General features: G+C 59.7%; 16 protein-coding genes, 1 tRNA gene and 2 riboswitches. Of the genes, 9 read left to right on the forward strand and 8 right to left on the reverse strand.

The window, feature by feature from the left end; translation table 11 throughout:
* The first annotated feature begins 43 nt into the window (after positions 1–43).
* Positions 44–1,549, forward strand: coding sequence for a malonyl-CoA synthase (locus N1037_01265; GenBank protein UWS79677.1), 1,506 nt, complete (start codon positions 44–46; stop codon positions 1,547–1,549).
* Between the two features lie 25 nt (positions 1,550–1,574).
* Here N1037_01265 and N1037_01270 read toward each other — a convergent pair whose 3' ends face one another.
* Genes N1037_01270 through aroC form a run of 3 tightly spaced genes read right to left on the reverse strand, consistent with a single transcriptional unit; the run spans position 1,575 to position 4,305 of the window.
* Complete coding sequence (locus N1037_01270) at positions 1,575–2,519, reverse strand: AEC family transporter (GenBank protein UWS79678.1); 945 nt, start codon at positions 2,517–2,519, stop codon at positions 1,575–1,577.
* Positions 2,516–3,202 carry an HD domain-containing protein gene (locus tag N1037_01275; GenBank protein UWS79679.1) on the reverse strand — a complete coding sequence of 229 codons (687 nt, stop codon included), beginning with the start codon at positions 3,200–3,202 and terminating at the stop codon, positions 2,516–2,518. Before N1037_01275 ends, N1037_01270 begins: the two co-directional genes overlap by 4 nt.
* On the reverse strand, positions 3,199–4,305 hold the full coding sequence (gene aroC, locus N1037_01280; protein ID UWS79680.1) for a chorismate synthase: 1,107 nt from the start codon (positions 4,303–4,305) through the stop codon (positions 3,199–3,201). Before aroC ends, N1037_01275 begins: the two co-directional genes overlap by 4 nt.
* 252 nt (positions 4,306–4,557) lie before the next feature.
* Positions 4,558–4,654: riboswitch (TPP riboswitch) on the forward strand.
* 32 nt (positions 4,655–4,686) lie between these two features.
* On the opposite strand from aroC, the gene thiB reads away from it, so the two are divergent.
* From thiB to N1037_01295, 3 genes are read left to right on the forward strand one after another with little or no spacing between them, the layout of a single operon-like run.
* Positions 4,687–5,667, forward strand: a complete 981-nt coding sequence (gene thiB, locus N1037_01285) for a thiamine ABC transporter substrate binding subunit (protein UWS79681.1) — start codon at positions 4,687–4,689, stop codon at positions 5,665–5,667.
* Positions 5,643–7,199: a thiamine/thiamine pyrophosphate ABC transporter permease ThiP gene (locus tag N1037_01290; GenBank protein ID UWS79682.1), complete on the forward strand. Its 1,557-nt coding sequence runs from the start codon at positions 5,643–5,645 to the stop codon at positions 7,197–7,199. The genes thiB and N1037_01290 overlap by 25 nt, the downstream gene beginning before the upstream one ends.
* Positions 7,186–7,878, forward strand: coding sequence for an ATP-binding cassette domain-containing protein (locus tag N1037_01295; protein UWS79683.1), 693 nt, complete (start codon positions 7,186–7,188; stop codon positions 7,876–7,878). Before N1037_01290 ends, N1037_01295 begins: the two co-directional genes overlap by 14 nt.
* Before the next feature lie 57 nt (positions 7,879–7,935).
* Here N1037_01295 and N1037_01300 read toward each other — a convergent pair whose 3' ends face one another.
* Positions 7,936–8,376, reverse strand: coding sequence for a 6,7-dimethyl-8-ribityllumazine synthase (locus N1037_01300; protein UWS79684.1), 441 nt, complete (start codon positions 8,374–8,376; stop codon positions 7,936–7,938).
* Positions 8,377–8,462: 86 nt separating this feature from the next.
* Positions 8,463–8,668: riboswitch (FMN riboswitch) on the reverse strand.
* Positions 8,669–8,817: 149 nt separating this feature from the next.
* Between N1037_01300 and N1037_01305 the strand changes: the two genes are divergently transcribed.
* From N1037_01305 to N1037_01320, 4 genes are all read left to right on the forward strand, one after another.
* On the forward strand, positions 8,818–9,420 hold the full coding sequence (locus N1037_01305; protein ID UWS79685.1) for a glutathione S-transferase: 603 nt from the start codon (positions 8,818–8,820) through the stop codon (positions 9,418–9,420).
* Positions 9,421–9,627: 207 nt separating this feature from the next.
* The gene (gene petA, locus N1037_01310) at positions 9,628–10,188 is read left to right on the forward strand and encodes a ubiquinol-cytochrome c reductase iron-sulfur subunit (protein ID UWS79686.1); all 561 of its coding nucleotides are present in this window, start codon (positions 9,628–9,630) and stop codon (positions 10,186–10,188) included.
* A 12-nt stretch (positions 10,189–10,200) separates the two neighbouring features.
* Positions 10,201–11,532, forward strand: a complete 1,332-nt coding sequence (petB, locus tag N1037_01315; protein ID UWS79687.1) for a cytochrome b — start codon at positions 10,201–10,203, stop codon at positions 11,530–11,532.
* Between the two features lie 17 nt (positions 11,533–11,549).
* A complete protein-coding gene (locus N1037_01320; protein UWS79688.1) occupies positions 11,550–12,341 on the forward strand; it encodes a cytochrome c1 in 792 nt (263 codons plus the stop codon).
* 151 nt (positions 12,342–12,492) lie between these two features.
* On the opposite strand, the gene mtaB is transcribed toward N1037_01320, so the two are convergent.
* On the reverse strand, positions 12,493–13,749 hold the full coding sequence (gene mtaB, locus N1037_01325; protein UWS81288.1) for a tRNA (N(6)-L-threonylcarbamoyladenosine(37)-C(2))-methylthiotransferase MtaB: 1,257 nt from the start codon (positions 13,747–13,749) through the stop codon (positions 12,493–12,495).
* Position 13,750: 1 nt separating this feature from the next.
* Positions 13,751–14,590 (reverse strand): diaminopimelate epimerase, encoded by an 840-nt coding sequence (gene dapF, locus N1037_01330; protein UWS79689.1) that lies wholly within the window; start codon positions 14,588–14,590, stop codon positions 13,751–13,753.
* A 186-nt stretch (positions 14,591–14,776) separates the two neighbouring features.
* Between dapF and N1037_01335 the strand changes: the two genes are divergently transcribed.
* Positions 14,777–14,852 (forward strand) — tRNA-Lys (locus tag N1037_01335).
* 263 nt (positions 14,853–15,115) lie between these two features.
* Here the strand turns inward: N1037_01335 and N1037_01340 are convergent.
* Both N1037_01340 and N1037_01345 read right to left on the reverse strand, forming a co-directional pair.
* On the reverse strand, positions 15,116–15,829 hold the full coding sequence (locus tag N1037_01340) for an ABC transporter substrate-binding protein (protein ID UWS79690.1): 714 nt from the start codon (positions 15,827–15,829) through the stop codon (positions 15,116–15,118).
* A 125-nt stretch (positions 15,830–15,954) separates the two neighbouring features.
* Entirely contained in the window at positions 15,955–16,563 is a 609-nt protein-coding gene (locus N1037_01345; protein UWS79691.1) for a 3'-5' exonuclease, read from the reverse strand.
* Positions 16,564–16,744 lie beyond the last annotated feature (181 nt).

Consider the following 16,744-nt stretch of genomic DNA (forward strand, 5'->3'; position numbering starts at 1 on the left):
CAGCCCCGGCGCAGATTGCGCCAAAAGTTGAGGAGCCCTTTCAATGTATGATGAAAACCATTTGATTTCACAGCTATATGCGGCCTGTGAAGGGCATGAAACCCGCAACTTTGCGACCTTTCCGGCCCGTGCCAGCGTCACGTTTGGAGAGCTGTTTGCCGGCGCTGAACGCACTGCGGCGGCCCTGGTGGCCATGGGCGTTCAGCCCGGCGACCGGGTGGCGGTGCAGGTTGAAAAAACCATCGAGGCAATCCAGCTCTATCTTGGAACAGTCATGGCGGGCGGGGTGTTTTTGCCGTTGAACACCGCCTACACAGTGCCGGAGGTGGCTTATTTCCTGGGCGATGCGACGCCTCGCGTGTTGGTCTGCGACCCGGCGCGGCGCGATGATATGGCAGAAATCGCGGGCGCGGCGCGGGTTGTGACGCTGGATGGCACGGGGCTGGGCACGCTGACAGATGCCGTGGTGGGCCGCGGGCGGTTTGAACCGGTGCCGCGCGGGCCAGATGATCTGGCGGCCATTCTGTATACTTCGGGAACCACCGGGCGCTCCAAGGGGGCGATGCTGAGCCACGATAACCTGGCCTCAAACTCGCTGACCCTGCGGGACTATTGGCAGTTCACCGACGCGGATGTGTTGATCCACGCCTTGCCGATTTTTCATACCCATGGGCTGTTTGTGGCCACCAATGTCGCGCTGTTTGCCGGTGCACGCGTGGTGTTTCTGTCTGGGTTCAACGCCGATCAGATCCTGGAGGCGATGCCGCAGGCGACGGCCCTTATGGGGGTGCCAACCTTCTACACCCGCCTGTTGCAGGATCCGCGCCTGACACCGCAGCGGGCGGCGAATATGCGGTTGTTCATTTCTGGCTCGGCGCCGCTGCTGGTGGACACCCATGAGCAGTGGCAGGCCCGCACCGGGCATCGCATTCTGGAACGTTATGGGATGACCGAAACCAATATGAGCACTTCCAACCCCTATGAGGGTGAGCGTCGCGCCGGCACTGTGGGTTTTCCGCTACCCGGCGTTGAGGCCCGTATCATGGACCAGGGGCATGAGGTCGCCAGTGGTGAAACAGGCGTGCTGGAAGTGCGCGGGGCCAATGTGTTTCGGGGCTATTGGCACATGCCCGAAAAGACCGCAGAAGAGCTGCAGGCAGATGGCTGGTTCATCACCGGTGACCTCGCCCGGCAAGATGCGGATGGCTATATCACCATTGTGGGGCGGCAAAAGGATCTGGTGATCACTGGCGGCTTTAACGTCTACCCCAAAGAGGTCGAAAGCCTGATCGACGATCTGCCCGGCGTGCTGGAAAGCGCCGTTATTGGCGTGGCTCATCCCGATTTTGGCGAGGCGGTGGTGGCCGTTGTCGTGCCCGAGGCCGACGCGAGCATCACTGCCGCAGCAATCGCCCAAGCGCTCTCTGTTCGGTTGGCCAAGTTCAAGCAGCCCAAACAGATCGTGCTGGTGTCTGAGCTGCCGCGCAATACCATGGGGAAGGTGCAGAAAAAGGCGCTGCGCGAGGATTACGCCGATTTGTACGCCTAATAGGGGGCGGTCAAGCGCCTGTCTGTCAGGTCAAAATCCACAACAAACCAGTTAGCGTAACAAAGGCGCAGCTGGTCCCGGTGAGCATGGCCAGACTGGCGGCGCCCTCCAACCCCTGGCGCTGGGCCAGGACGGTATAGATGCCAAACATCGGCATCGCCGCCGACAGGATAACCGCGCTGTGCAGCGCGGGTGGCAGGGTGATCAGCCCCAGTGCCAACAGGACGGCAGCCACCAGCGCGACCAGGGCTGGATGCAACAGCAGTTTGGAGGCACTGATCTGCGCCGCAAGCGAGCGATTGCCATGCAGCGGCAGCCCGACAAGCGAGCCGCCTATGACGATCAGCGCAACAGCCCCAGCAGAGACAGCAAACATATCAATAGACCGCATAAGGGGGCCGGGCAGCGCTATACCAAAGATCGACACCACCAGCCCCAGGGCGAGACCGATAAGCATGGGCATTTTGGCCAGATCCAGCAGGATACGCCGCAGTCGTGGCAGCAACGGCTGGTCAACGCCTTTGCCTGCCAGCTCCACCAAAATCAGGCAGACCGGGACCAACAGCAGATTTTCCACCAGCAGGTTCAGCGCCAGAATGATCCCGGCCTGGTCAGGAAAGGCCAGTAGCATGATCGGATAGCCGACAAAGGCATTGTTGGGGCAGGTGGAGCCCATGACCCCCAGGGCGCGGCGTTTGGGGTCGGTGCCGCGCAGCGTGAACAACAGATAGGACAGCACCACCGTTGCCAGCCCGCCAAGGGCATAGACCACGACATATCCGGGTTGAAAAACCTCCACCGGGCTGCGTGCCGCCACTGCGGAAAAGATCAAGGCAGGCAGGGCGATATTCAGCACATAGCGGCCTAGTACGCGCATATCGCCCGGGCTGAACCAACCTTTCCAGACCACCAGATAGCCCAGTGCCAGGGCGGCGTAGATGGGAAAGGTGATGGCGAGAATGTCGATCATTTCAGCAGCGCCGCCCAGTGGTCTGGCAGCTCGGTGTCCATTTCCTTGGCCAGTTGCCGCAGATAGGCCAGCATCAGCCGCGCGCGTTTGCGGGCGATCTTGCGGCCCTTGTCGGTGGCCATATCACCGGGAAGTTTCAAAAGTTTCAGATGCCAATGATCAATCGACCAGATCTGATCATCCAACGGCCGGTTGGCGGCAAAGGGATCATCAGGATCACAGAGCGGCCGGTCAATTGTCCCCGCCACCATAAAGGTGCGCGCGATGCCAACAGCGCCCAAGGCATCCAGCCGGTCCGCATCGCGCAGGATCAGAGCTTCCAGACTGTTGGCGGGCAAGCCGGCGGAAAAGCTATGGGCTTCGATCACGTGTTGCGCGGCGATGATTTCATCGGCGTTATAGCCCAAATCCCGCAGAATAGGCTCTGATTTTTCCGCCGACAGCTTTGAGGCCGTCTCGCGCTGGGGGTGATCCTTTGGCAGGTTGACCAGATCATGCAGGTAGGCCCCGGCGATCAGTATCCGCAGGTTGGCCCGGTTTGGGGATTTTTCGTTTTCGTCACGGGCAATCCGCTGCGCATTGGCCCAGACCCGATCAAGATGAGCGATGTCATGGGCCGGATCCTGCGCCATCTGCACCTCTGAGATGCGGCGGAGCTGGATCTGCAGCTGGGTCAGGCTCATGCGCCGATATGGCCCTGGTTGCTGCCAATCTGGCCGCGATGCAGCAGCAGATGGTCCAGGATCACACAGGCCATCATTGCCTCGGCCACCGGCACGGCGCGGATGCCAACACAGGGATCATGGCGGCCCTTGGTGATCACCTCGGCGGCGGTGCCATCCTTGCGGATCGACTGGCGTGGCGTCAGGATCGAAGAGGTCGGTTTGACGGCAAAGCGTACCACAACATCCTGGCCGGTAGAGATCCCCCCCAGAATGCCACCTGCATGGTTGGAGGAATAGACCGGCTGACCATCGTTGCCCATGAAGATTTCATCGGCGTTTTGCGAGCCCTTCAGACGGGCGGCATTCATGCCTTCGCCAATCTCCACCGCTTTGACGGCGTTGATCGACATCATGGCGGCTGCCAGATCGGTGTCGAGCTTACTATAGACCGGCGCGCCGATACCGGCGGGCACTCCACGGGCGACCACTTCGACCACGGCGCCAACGGAATCATGGGCCTTGCGCAAGCCCTGGAGGTAATCCTCCCAGTCCTGCACCGCACCGGCATCGGGGATCCAGAAATCATTCTGGCCGATCGCCTCCCAGTCAAAGCGGGAGCGGTCGATCTCCATCCCCCCCATCTGGGTCATGTAGCCGGTGATCTGCAGATCCGGGACCAGCGCCTTGATGGCTTCACGTGCGACGCCACCCGCAGCTACGCGCGCTGCAGTTTCGCGGGCCGAGGAGCGGCCACCGCCGCGATAGTCGCGATTGCCGTATTTCTGGAAATAGGTGATGTCGGCATGGCCGGGGCGGAAGGTATGGGCGATATCGCCATAGTCCTTGGAGCGCTGATCGGTGTTTTCGATCATCAGCTGGATTGGCGTGCCGGTGCTTTTGCCGTCGAAGACGCCGGACAGGATCTTCACCGCGTCGGGTTCGTTGCGCTGGGTGGTGTTCTTGTTCTGGCCGGGGCGGCGTCGGTCCAGCCATTGCTGGAGCATCTCAGGGTCCAGCGGAACATTTGGTGGGCAGCCGTCCACGGTTGCCCCCAGCGCCGGTCCGTGGCTTTCGCCCCAGGTGGTGACGCGGAAAAGATGGCCAAAGCTGTTCATCGACATGTGCTGGGATCTCCTTTGCGCGTTGTGCTTAGCGAGGCGCGGCCCGTGGCTCAAGGGGTATTGCGGTTCGATGTCCTCAGCGTGCCATTAAGAAGAGAGGCCAGAGGGGGCGCTGCCCCCGCCGCTGTTGGTGGCTGCCTAGATATATTTTTGGCCAAATGAGGCCGGGGCTGGGTGTGTCACGTCGGGCAGTGAAACTCCTAGCACGGCGCAGGGTTGGGCTTGCCTTTAAGGCGGTGGAGACCTAGGACAGAGGGCACCTCGGGGTGCTTGGGAGATCCAGGCTGAGAACAGACCCGTTGAACCTGAACCGGCTAGAACCGGCGGAGGGAAGGTTTCGGAGTTGCTCCACCCTTGCCCGATGCCGCAAAGGAGGATGCCATGAAGTATTCTGTTTTTGCAGCAGCACTATTGGGAGCGTCAGCTGCATATGCTGATACGCCCGAGCTGACTGTCTATACCTATGACAGCTTTGTCTCCGACTGGGGCCCTGGTCCTGCGGTGGAACAAGCCTTTGAGGCCCAGTGTGATTGTGATCTGAAACTGGTTGCTGCCGGCGATGGCGCGGCACTGCTGGCGCGGGTCAAACTGGAGGGTGCGCGCTCGGACGCGGATGTGGTGTTGGGGTTGGACACCAACCTGACGGCGGCTGCGGCGGCAACCGGGCTGTTTGCCGAACACGGTGTGACAGCGGATTACAGCCTGCCCCTGGCCTGGGAAGACGCAACCTTTGCCCCCTATGATTGGGGCTATTTTGCCTTTGTGCACAACGCAGATGCGGTGTCCGTACCGACGAATTTCAAGGCGCTGGGCGCCAGTGACATGAAAATCGTCATTCAGGATCCGCGCTCATCAACGCCCGGGTTGGGCCTGCTGATGTGGGTCAAGGCGGCCTATGGCGACGACGCTCCGGCGATCTGGGCCGATCTGGCGGACAATGTGGTGACAGTGACCAAAGGTTGGTCCGAGGCCTACGGGCTGTTTCTGGATGGAGAGGCCGACATGGTGCTCTCGTATACCACCTCGCCGGCCTATCATCTGATTGCCGAAGAAGACGCCACAAAAGCTGCTGCCGCCTTTGATGAGGGCCATTACATGCAGGTTGAAGTTGCTGGCGTTTTGGCGGCCAGCGACCAGCCAGAGCTGGCGCGTGACTTTATGCAGTTCATGGTCTCTGAGGGGTTTCAGTCAGTGATCCCCACCACCAACTGGATGTATCCATCGGTAACCCCAGCGAGCGGCCTGCCTGAGGGGTTTGAGACCCTGATTACCCCGGTCAAATCTCTGCTTTTGCCAGCGGATGAGGCCGCAGCGCTGCGCGACGGTGCATTGGGCGAATGGCTCGACGCGCTGAGCCAATAAGCGCGCTTCCCGGTGCTGGCGCGGCCCTGTTTGTGGCCGCGCTGATCCTGGGGACGCTTGCGGCGGTGGCATTGCGCGCCGAGACCGGTCGCGGATTTGCCGCCAGTGATTGGGCGGCGTTGCGGTTTACCCTGACCCAGGCGATATTGTCGGCAGTCACAAGCGTTGGTCTGGCGATTGGCCTGGCGCGGGCTCTGGCGCGGCGGCGGTTCTTTGGCCGCAGCGCATTGATCACGCTGCTGGGGGCGCCGTTTATTCTGCCGGTGATCGTGGCCATCCTGGGATTGCTGAGCGTTTTTGGCCGGGCGGGCTGGATCAGCCAGCTGTTGATGTTCTTTGGGCTGGAGCCCTTGCAGATCTATGGGCTGCATGGGGTGGTCTTGGCACATGTGTTTTTCAACTTGCCGCTGGCGACACGGTTGATTTTGCAGGGCTGGCAGGAGATCCCGGCGGAACGGTTTCGTCTGGCGGCGCAGCTGAACGCCGGCCCGCGTGCCATGTGGCAGCTGCTGGAAGCGCCGATGCTGCGGCGGGTGGTGCCCGGTGCCCTGGCGGTGGTGTTTGCCATTTGCCTGTCGAGCTTTGCCGTGGCGCTGACGCTGGGCGGTGGCCCGCGGGCCACCACGATCGAGCTGGCCATCTATCAGGCCTTTCGGTTTGATTTTGATCTTGGTCGGGCGGCGCTGTTGTCGGCACTGCAACTGGTGCTGACCGGGGGGGCTGCTTTTGTGGCGCTGCGGGTGGCTGACAATGATGGTGCCGGCGCTGGGCTGGACCGGGTGCTGCGGCGCTGGGATGGAGATGCCCCTCTGGCGCGAGGCCTGGATGCAGCCTGGATTGTTGGTGCGGCGCTGTTTTTGATCCTGCCCTTGTCGGCGGTTGTTGTCTCTGGGGTCTCTGGTTTGTTGCTGCTGAACGCCGGGGTTTGGATGGCGGCGCTGACCTCGGTGCTGGTAGCTGGCCTCAGTACCCTGGTGTTGCTGTTATTGGCACTGCCGATGGCGGCGGCGGTGGCGATGGGGCGCAGCACATTGATTGAGGTCGCGGGCATTTTGGGGCTGGCGGCCTCGCCCCTGGTTATTGGTACGGGGTTGTTCATCGTGATCTACCCTGTTGCTGATCCCTTTGCCCTGGCATTGCCGGTGACGGCGCTGGTCAATGCGGTGATGGCACTGCCCTTTGCCCTGCGTATTCTGGTGCCGCAGGCCCGCGAGGTGATGATGCGCTATGGTCGGCTAGCGCTGTCGTTGGATATGGCAGGCGGGCCGTTTTTGTGGCGGGTGTTCCTGCCACGGATGCGGGCGCAGATTGGTTTTGCCGCCGGGCTGGCAGCGGCGCTGTCGATGGGGGATCTGGGCGTTATCACCCTGTTTGCCGACCCCGAGGTGGCCACCCTGCCGTTGCAGGTCTACCGCCTGATGGGAGCCTATCAGATGCAGGCGGCAGCCGGGGCAGCGCTGTTGTTGCTCTTGTTGTCGATGGGCGCATTTTGGATACTGGATCGTGGAGGCCGCTGGCATGCTGAGGCTTGAAAGCTGTGAAATAGCAAATGGCGCCTTCATCCTGCGGGCGGATCTTGAGGTCAACAAGGGGGCAAAGCTGGCCATTATCGGCCCCTCGGGGGCGGGGAAATCCACCCTGATTGAGGCGATTGCCGGGTTTTTACCGCTGCCTCAGGGGCGTATTCTTTGGCAGGGCGAGGATCTGACGAATTTGCCACCAGGGCAGCGCCCGGTGGCGATGCTGTTTCAGGATGGCAACCTGTTTCCCCATCTTACCGTTGCGCAGAACGCAGGCCTGGGGCTGCGGGCCAATCTGCGCCTGTCCAGTGCAGAACACGCCCAGGTGCAGAATGCGTTGAGCCGCGTTGGGCTGGCGGATCTGGCGGCACGCAAACCGGCGGCCCTGTCCGGTGGCCAACAAAGCCGGGTGGCTCTGGCGCGGGTTTTGCTGCAGCGGCGCGATATCTTGCTGCTGGATGAACCCTTTGCCGCCCTTGGGCCTGCCTTGAAGGACGAAATGCTGGATCTGGTGGCGGAAATTGCCGATGAGACCGGCGCCACGGTGCTGATGGTCAGCCATGACCCCAAAGACGCCCGCCGCATCGCCGAACAGGTGGTTCTGGTGGCCGAGGGGGAAGCGCAGCCTCCACAGGCCACGGCGGCGCTGCTGGATAATCCGCCCCCGGCGCTGAAGACCTATCTGGGCTAGGGGCAGGCAAGTGGACCAAGCGTAGGCCCACTGCCGTTCGCAGGATCAGGTTCGATATCAGGCGACAACGGCCAGAGTTTGGCGCGATTTGGCGAGCATCAGCGCCGCCTGGGCAGCTTCGCGGCCCTTGTCGACAAAATGCGCCTGATAGATGGCGTTGTGGTGATCGGTTTCCTGATACTGATGCGGCGTCAATGAGACCGACAGCACTGGCACGCCAGTATCCAGGCCCACACGCATCAATCCGTCAACCACGGATTGGGCAACAAAATCATGGCGGTAAATGCCGCCGTCTACCACAAAAGCGGCGCAAGCGATGGCCGTGTAGCGGCCTGTTTTGGCCAGATCCTGAGCCATCAGCGGCATCTCAAACGCGCCGGGCACGTCAAAAACATCAACCTGTTCGGCGGGGATAAGTTGGGTGAAGCCAAGCAAGGCCTGATCTACGATATCGGCATGCCATTGTGCCTTGATAAAGGCGTAGCGGGTGTGTGTCATTGGTATCTCCTATAGGTTTGACACGTCACCCAAGGCGATAACGAACGGCATGGGCGCACCTGGCCATAGCCAAAAGCACTCCTGTCGCACGTTCTCTTCCATCCGGACTATGACCGTCGGCTCTGGAATCACACCAGATCTGCTGACACTTTTGCCCATGTTCCACAATTTATCCAAAAACCGGTTCCCACTTTTTGGATCGTGGAGACGACAAAAGCCGCTCGCGGGCTCGCAAAAGGAAACTCCCTTGCATACCGCCGGTGGGGAATTTCGCCCCGCCCTGAGAACAGCGCGACATTGCCAAGAAGTTGCACGGTGCGCAAGATGTGAAGCACAGATATGACGTAGGGCGACTTGCAATGCGCGCACAGCCTTTGTGCGTGCGGGCTTTCCATTTGACACCAAACAGCTAGGCTGCGGCCAATCGACAAGGAGAGCGCGATGAAACTGCATTATGCCCCGACTTCCCCTTTCGTTCGCAAGGTGATGGTCCTGCTGCACGAGACGGGGACCCTGGACAGTGTGGAAATACACAATGTTGCAACCACGCCCTATGCCCCCAGTTCAGATGTCCAGGCCAGCAATCCGCTGGCAAAAATCCCGGCGTTGGAACGCGATGACGGGCCGGCGCTGTATGACAGCCGGGTGATTTGTGAATACCTTGATGCACGCGCCGAGGCTGGGCTATATGCGGCGCGCTGGGATAGCAAAGTCCTAGAAGCCACTGCCGATGGCATGATGGATGCCGCCGTTCTGATGACCTATGAAAAGCGCCTGCGCCCCGAGGCACAGCAATACCCCGAGTGGATCCAGGCCCAGCTGGGCAAAGTTCTGGGAGCCTGTGCGGCGCTCAATGCGCGCTGGATGAGCCACCTGCAGGGGCCTTTGGATATGGGGCAAATCGCAGTGGGCTGTGCGCTTTCTTACCTGGATTTCAGGCATCCCGACGCCGGTTGGCGGGTTGGAAGCGAGACTCTGGCAGATTGGTTCAAGGATTTCGAATCGCGGCCTTCCATGCAGGCGACGCGGCCGCCTGAGGGTTAATTCTTTCTTTAAAATGCAGGGGCTGAGGCAGGTCTGCTGTGGCTTTGAGAGCGCCGTTTGAAAGAAACTTCAAACTGGAGTGCCCTGTGCGGCTTTGACCGCTGGACGAAAGCGCCTCACCCAGCTATGACCCGCCTGAGTCACCGCGTTTATCGTGGTGCATGCGCATGTTTGCCCTAAACGGGCGCTGGAAATGGAGAAAACCTCGTGTCCCACGCAGAAGACAACGAAGGAACCCGGAGAGATTTCCTCTACTACGCCACTGCCGGCGCCGGGGCAGTGACTGCGGGTGCCGCTGTATGGCCCCTGGTCAATCAGATGAACCCCTCGGCTGACGTCAAAGCTTTGTCCTCGATTCTCGTGGATGTCAGCGGTGTAGAAGTTGGAACGCAAATTAGTGTGATGTTCTTGGGGAAACCCGTGTTCATCCGTCGTCGTACCCAGGCTGAGATCGACGAAGGCCGCGCGGTTGATGTTGCGGGCCTGATCGATACCGCTTCGGAAAACCCCAACAAGCCTGGCACCGATGCTGCGGACCAAAACCGCACCATGGATGAAAACGGCGAGTGGCTGGTGATGATGGGTGTCTGCACCCACCTCGGCTGTGTGCCGCTGGGCGATGGTTCGGGCGATTTCAACGGTTGGTTCTGCCCCTGTCACGGGTCGCACTACGACACCGCTGGCCGGATCCGCAAAGGCCCCGCGCCCCAGAACCTGCACGTGCCCGTCGCTGAGTTCACCGACGCAACAACCATCAAGCTGGGATAAGGAGACTAACATATGTCCGGTATTCCGCACGACCATTACGAGCCGAAGACAGGCGCAGAAAAGTGGCTGCATAGCCGCCTGCCCATCGTCGGTCTGATCTACGACACCATCATGATCCCTACCCCCAAAAACCTGAACTGGTGGTGGATCTGGGGCATTGTTCTGGCCTTTTGCCTGGTGATGCAAATTGTCACCGGTATCGTCCTGGTGATGCACTACACCCCGCATGCCGACATGGCTTTTGCCAGCGTTGAGCACATCATGCGCGACGTGAATGGCGGCTATATGCTGCGCTATCTGCACGCAAACGGCGCCTCGCTGTTCTTTGTGGCGGTCTACATCCACATCTTCCGCGGTCTCTTCTACGGTTCTTACAAGGCCCCACGTGAGATCACCTGGATCATCGGCATGATCATCTACCTGTTGATGATGGCCACCGGGTTCATGGGCTATGTTTTGCCCTGGGGTCAGATGTCCTTCTGGGGCGCGACCGTGATCACCGGCCTGTTTGGCGCTATTCCTTTTGTGGGTGAAGCACTGCAGACATTCCTGCTGGGCGGACCTGCGGTGGACAACGCCACCCTGAACCGCTTCTTCTCGCTGCACTATCTGCTGCCTTTTGTTATTGCGGCGCTGGTTGTGGTCCATATTTGGGCCTTCCACACCACCGGCAACAACAACCCAACCGGTGTTGATGTGCGCAAGGGCTCGAAAGAGGAAGTTAAAAAAGACACCCTGCCGTTCTGGCCCTATTTTGTGATCAAGGATTTCCTCGGTCTGGCCGTGGTTCTGGTGATCTTCTGGGCCATCGTCGGCTTTATGCCAAACTACCTGGGCCACCCCGATAACTACATCGAGGCAAACCCACTGGTGACGCCGTCGCATATCGTTCCTGAATGGTACTTCCTGCCGTTCTACGCGATCCTGCGGGCCTTCACCTCGGAAGTCTGGGTTGTTCAGATTGCATCCTTTGTGACGGGTGGCATTGTCGACGCCAAGTTCTTTGGGGTTCTGGCGATGTTTGGCGCGATCGCCGTGATGGCGCTGGTGCCTTGGCTGGATACCAGCCGGGTGCGGTCGGGTCGCTATCGTCCGATGTTCAAATGGTGGTTCTATCTGCTGATCTTTGACTTCTTTGCCCTGATGTGGCTGGGCGCGATGCCGGCGGAAGAGCCCTATGCATCGTTCTCGCTGATCGCATCGGCCTATTGGTTCGGTTACTTCCTGGTGATCCTGCCGATCCTGGGTGTCATCGAGAAGCCATTGGCAGAGCCTGCTACAATCGAAGAAGATTTCGACGCTCACTATGGCGAGAAATCTGACGCAGCCACTCCTGCCGAGTAAGAGAAGGACAGCTACCAATGTTGAAGAAACTCGCAATCGGTGCCGCCTTCGCTCTGGCCCTTGCTCCTGTCGCATCCCATGCGGCAGGTGGCAGCGGCCACGTCGAGGACTTTCAGTTCTCGTTTGAGGGACCATTTGGCGCCTATGATCAAAATCAGCTGCAGCGCGGCTTGCAGATCTACACCGAAGTCTGCGCTGCCTGTCACGGGCTGAAGTTCGTACCCCTGCGCACCCTTGCTGACGAGGGTGGTCCTGCACTGCCTGCTGATCAGGTCCGTGCCTATGCGGCTGAGAACTTTACCGTCTATGACCCGGAACTGGACGAGGATGTCCCTGCCAAGCCGGTAGATCACTTCCCTGCCAATACCGCCGCCGGTGCCCCTGACCTGAGCCTGATGGCCAAGGCACGCGCCGGTTTCCACGGCCCCTATGGGTCCGGTATGAACCAGCTGTTCAAAGGCATCGGTGGCGCGGAATACATCGCCTCCTTGCTGGACGGCTATACCGGTGAGGAAAAGGAAGAGGCAGGCACCCTGTTTTATGAGAACACCGCCTTCCCAGGTGGCTGGATCTCGATGGCGCCGCCGCTGTCGGATGAGCAGGTTGAATTTGCCGATGGCCATGACAACACTGTGCATCACATGGCGCAGGATGTTGCGGCGTTCCTGATGTGGACCGCCGAGCCCAAGATGATGGCCCGCAAGCAAAGCGGTTTTGTTGGGGTGCTGATCCTGACCGTTCTGTCGGTTCTGCTTTATCTGACCAACAAACAGCTCTGGGCACCGCACAAGGGTAAAAAATCCGCCTGATAGGCTGATTTCACCTGACATAAAACGGCCCCTGCAAGTCACCTTGCGGGGGCCTTTTTGTTTGATCAGGCGGGATGCAGGGGCGCTGCCCCTCTGGGCGTGAACGCCCATTCACCCCGAGGTATTTAGTGCAAGATGAAAGGTGGGGGGCTCAGGCGGTGAGATGGGTATCGTTGATACCGAGGATGTGGGTGGAGACGATTTTGCCTTCGCTCTGAGGTTTGGAGAATTTCACTTCGGTGAACTGTTCGGTCCGACCCATATGGGGGTTTTCCATCAAGACCTGATGGGTTTTGCCGATCTGGGTGGCGAGGTGTTTCTGGACTTGGGCGTCACCAGCTGCGCGCAGTCTGGCGGCGCGTTGCTTGATGGTGTTGCCGTTGATTTGTTTGGGGATCTTGGCCGCAGGCGTGCCCTCTCGTTTTGAATAGGGAAAGACGTGCAGCCATGTGAGATGACAGTCTTCGACCAGCGCCAGTGAGTTTTCAAAATGCGCTTCGGTTTCGGTGGGAAAGCCGGCGATAATATCGGCGCCAAAGGTCATATCGGGGCGCAGGCGCCGGGCCTCTTCGCAGAACCGGATGGCGTCGTCGCGCAGGTGGCGCCGGGCCATACGTTTGAGAATCATGTCGTCGCCATGTTGCAGCGACAGATGCAGATGCGGCATCAGACGCGGCTCCGTGGCGATGGCCTGCATCAGGTTGTCATCCACTTCGATCGAATCAATGGAGGAAATGCGCAGGCGCGGCAGGTCCGGCACCAGTTTGAGGATCCGCATCACCAGATCGCCCAGTTTTGGCTGCGCAGGCAGATCGGCGCCCCAGCTGGTGAGGTCAACGCCGGTCAGCACCACTTCGTTATAGCCCTTGTCCACAAGCCGCTTGATCTGGTCCACCACCACCCCGGCGGGCACGGATCGCGAATTGCCCCGGCCATAGGGGATAATGCAGAAGGTACAGCGGTGGTCACAGCCATTTTGCACCTGCACATAGGCGCGGCTGCGGGTGCCAAAGCCGTCGATCAGGTGGCCGGCGGTTTCGGTTACCGACATGATGTCATCGACCTGGACCTTTTCCGTCTCGCCGATGAAATTGGCGGCCATGCCATGCCATGTTTCTGGCTGCATTTTTTCGGTATTGCCCAGAACGGTATCGACCTCTGACATCTGTGCAAAGGTTTCGGGTTCGGTCTGGGCCGCGCAGCCGGTGACCACGATGCGGGCCTCTGGGTTGTCCCGGCGCAGGCGGCGAATTTCCTGGCGGGATTTGCGCACCGCCTCTGCGGTGACGGCGCAGGTATTCACCACCACCAGATTTTCCAGGCCAGCGGCCTGAGACAGCTCTTTCATTGCTTCGGTCTCATAGGCGTTGAGACGGCAGCCGAGTGTGGTGAACTTTGGCGCTGACATGTCAGAGACTTTCGAGAAAAGCGGCGGTGAAACTGCCGGTGAAGACATGCATGGTCGGTCCGGTCATCCAGACGCCATCGTCGCGCCAGTCGATCCAGAGTGTGCCACCGTCCAGATCAATCTGGACCTTGCGCCCGGTCAGGCCGCGTCGGGCGGCGGCCACGGCGGTTGCGCAGGAGGAAGAGCCAGAGGCCAGGGTAACGCCCACACCGCGTTCCCAGACGCGCATGCGGATGTGATTGGGGCCAACAAGATGGGCGACCTGCACATTGGTGCGCTGGGGGTAAAGCGGGTGATGTTCGTATCTGGGGCCAAACTCTGAGAGCGGGATGAGATCGGCATCTTCGACAAAGAAGGTGCAATGGGGGTTGCCCATACCGGTGGCGGTTGGGGCGCCCTCGATGGGCAACTCCAGGGTGTCGGTTTCTTCCCGCAAAGGAATGTCGCGCCAGTCCAGCTGCGGTTGCCCCATGTTGACCGAGGTGAGCCCGTTGCCGACGTCGCAGGCGAATAGATCGCCGCGATCAGTGGTGAGGTGCAGATCGGTCTTGCCGCTTTCCTGCATCAGGTGGCGGGCAATGCAGCGGGTGGCATTGCCACAGGCCGCTGAGGTGGAGCCATCGGCGTTGTAAAAGGTGAGATGCGCGTCCCCCTTTCCCTGTTCAATCAGCGCCAACTGATCAAAGCCAACGCCAAATTGACGATGGGCGATTCCCCGCGCCAGGGCGGGGGTGATTTCCAATCGATTGCTCCGCGCGTCAACAACAACAAAGTCGTTGCCCAGCCCGTGCATCTTCATGAAGGGAAAAAGGGGTTCTGAATACATGCTCATATCGGCCATATAGACCTGTGGTGAAAATGAATCCAGTCTGTGACGCATAAAGTTCAAAAAAGGGCTTGACCCGTTCCCCCGCGAACCGTAGATAGCCGCCAATCGGAACGGCAAGAACGACACGGACTGGCCGGACGATAGCAAATTAAGCGCTTGATCCTCTTGGATAAATCACTTAGACCGCGACTATAAAGTGGGCCGTTAGCTCAGCTGGTAGAGCAACTGACTTTTAATCAGTAGGTCGATGGTTCGAACCCATCACGGCTCACCACTTTATCAAAGCCTTAGGCGGAAACGCCTGAGGCTTTCTCTTTTTCAGCACGGTGCAGCAGAGCGTCTCATGGGAATCCGGGGTGGGGTTGTACAGGGTACAAACTTCTGAGTTTTCACGATTGACCAACAGTGGAAGCGTGATTTGTCAGGCTCAAAAATACCACCAATGGATTAGAATAGGCACGACTGGTAAGAGCACAGCAAGGGAGACGAAAAGCCCTACACACGGGCTTTTCGCATCTTAAAATAACAAGGCGCGGCTTAGAATGCGGCGTTGAACTGGTCCCGCAATGCGCGGCCTGCGTCTGAGTTTTCAAAGCAGATATGAAGCCCATGTTCCGCCAATGGGACGGGGTTGAACTCCAGTCGTTCAGCAAGCGCGGGCATATCGGCGAGCAGGTGGGCCATGACTTCGCGGTCGATCACAGCAGCATCGATGCGACCAGCGGCAACCTTTTTGAGGTTTGCGTCATCGGCGGTCACTTCCTGGGTTTGGACTTCCCCATTGGCGACCATGGCGTCGAAACGGGCCTCGTTCAGATAGCCGGACACCACACCAATGGTGTAGCTGGTCAGGTCGGCGTGGTCAGACCAGGTGATTGGCGCGTCGATCCGCTGGGCAAAGCCAACCGGGCTGGTGCCAAAGGATTTGGAATACAGGCAGCGATCGCCACCTTTGTCAGCATCATCCGCTTCGGAGTAATATTCTGGATAGACGCCAAGCCACGCCGGGTCTTTGGCGGCCAGGTTCACCGCACGGTTCCAGGGGAAGACCTGCACGGTGGTTTCGATGCCGGCGCCTTGCAGAATTTCGATAACCCGGTCGGTGCTGGTCCCAGATCCATCGGAATTCACATAGGGCGGCCATTCCAGGGTGGTGAGTTGCACAGGCTCCGCCATTGTTTTTGACGCCATGAGGGACGCAGTACACACAACCGCTGCCGCGAGGGTCAGGGTTTTACCAATTAACTTCATACGTATCTCCGCGATTTGTCGCCCTGTGTGGGCATTCATTTCGGGAGAAACGCTATAGGGTTTCCCTGAATTTCTGGTGAATCCCTTGGTGGAGTGTCTTTGGGGCAGGCTTCATTGGCTGCGTCTTATGGTGGACCAAGCGGGAGATTGAACTGTGCTTTGCGCGCGGTGCCACTGATCGCATCAAAGCTCTTGCCCAACCGGTCTTCCGCCAGCAGGACCACCTGCGCCGCGGCGCGGGCATCTTCCCCGGCGTCGTGGTGTTGAAACGAAAGCCCCAGTTCCCTTTTTAGGTTGCCCAGCCCGTGCCCACCGTTGCCTTTGAACTCAGGCCAGGCCCGGCGGGCAATCTTGACGCTGTCGCTCCAGCTTAGATCTGCATTGGGCAGGCGATAGGCACGGCAAGCTGCGCTGATGGCCCGGCTGTCAAAGCTGCTGTGCTGCACCAGGTGATGTAGTTCTAACAGCGGCTTCAGCAGTTCCCATGCCTTTGGAAAGCAGGGGGCCTGGGCGACAGTTGCTGCATCAATGCCGTGTAATTCGGTGTTGAAGGCGGCAAAGCTTTGCTCGGGGTTTACATAGGTTGTGTAGGTTTCGATGTGGCTGTCGGCACGCACACAGGCAATGCCGATCTGGCAGATGCTGGCGCTGTCACGGCTGGCGGTTTCCACATCCAGCGCGATGAACCGAAAGGGGCCTGCTGGCAGGGTTGTGGCGGCTGAATAACCCGTCATCTTATTCGGCCCCATCAATGCCAAAACGATAGGCACGCAGTGACAGCAGAGGGCGGCACTGTTGGTGCAGCGCCACGCTGTCGCTGCTGTCGCCCTATGGCGACCCCGTGGAAGCCTTGTTCCCACAAAGTTCTGAGAGCCATATCGACAAGGGTAGGCCGGTAAGAGGATTCGGCGCGGG

Origin of the sequence: Phaeobacter sp. G2 (genome assembly GCA_025163595.1) — a bacterium.
Taxonomy (GTDB): domain Bacteria; phylum Pseudomonadota; class Alphaproteobacteria; order Rhodobacterales; family Rhodobacteraceae; genus Pseudophaeobacter.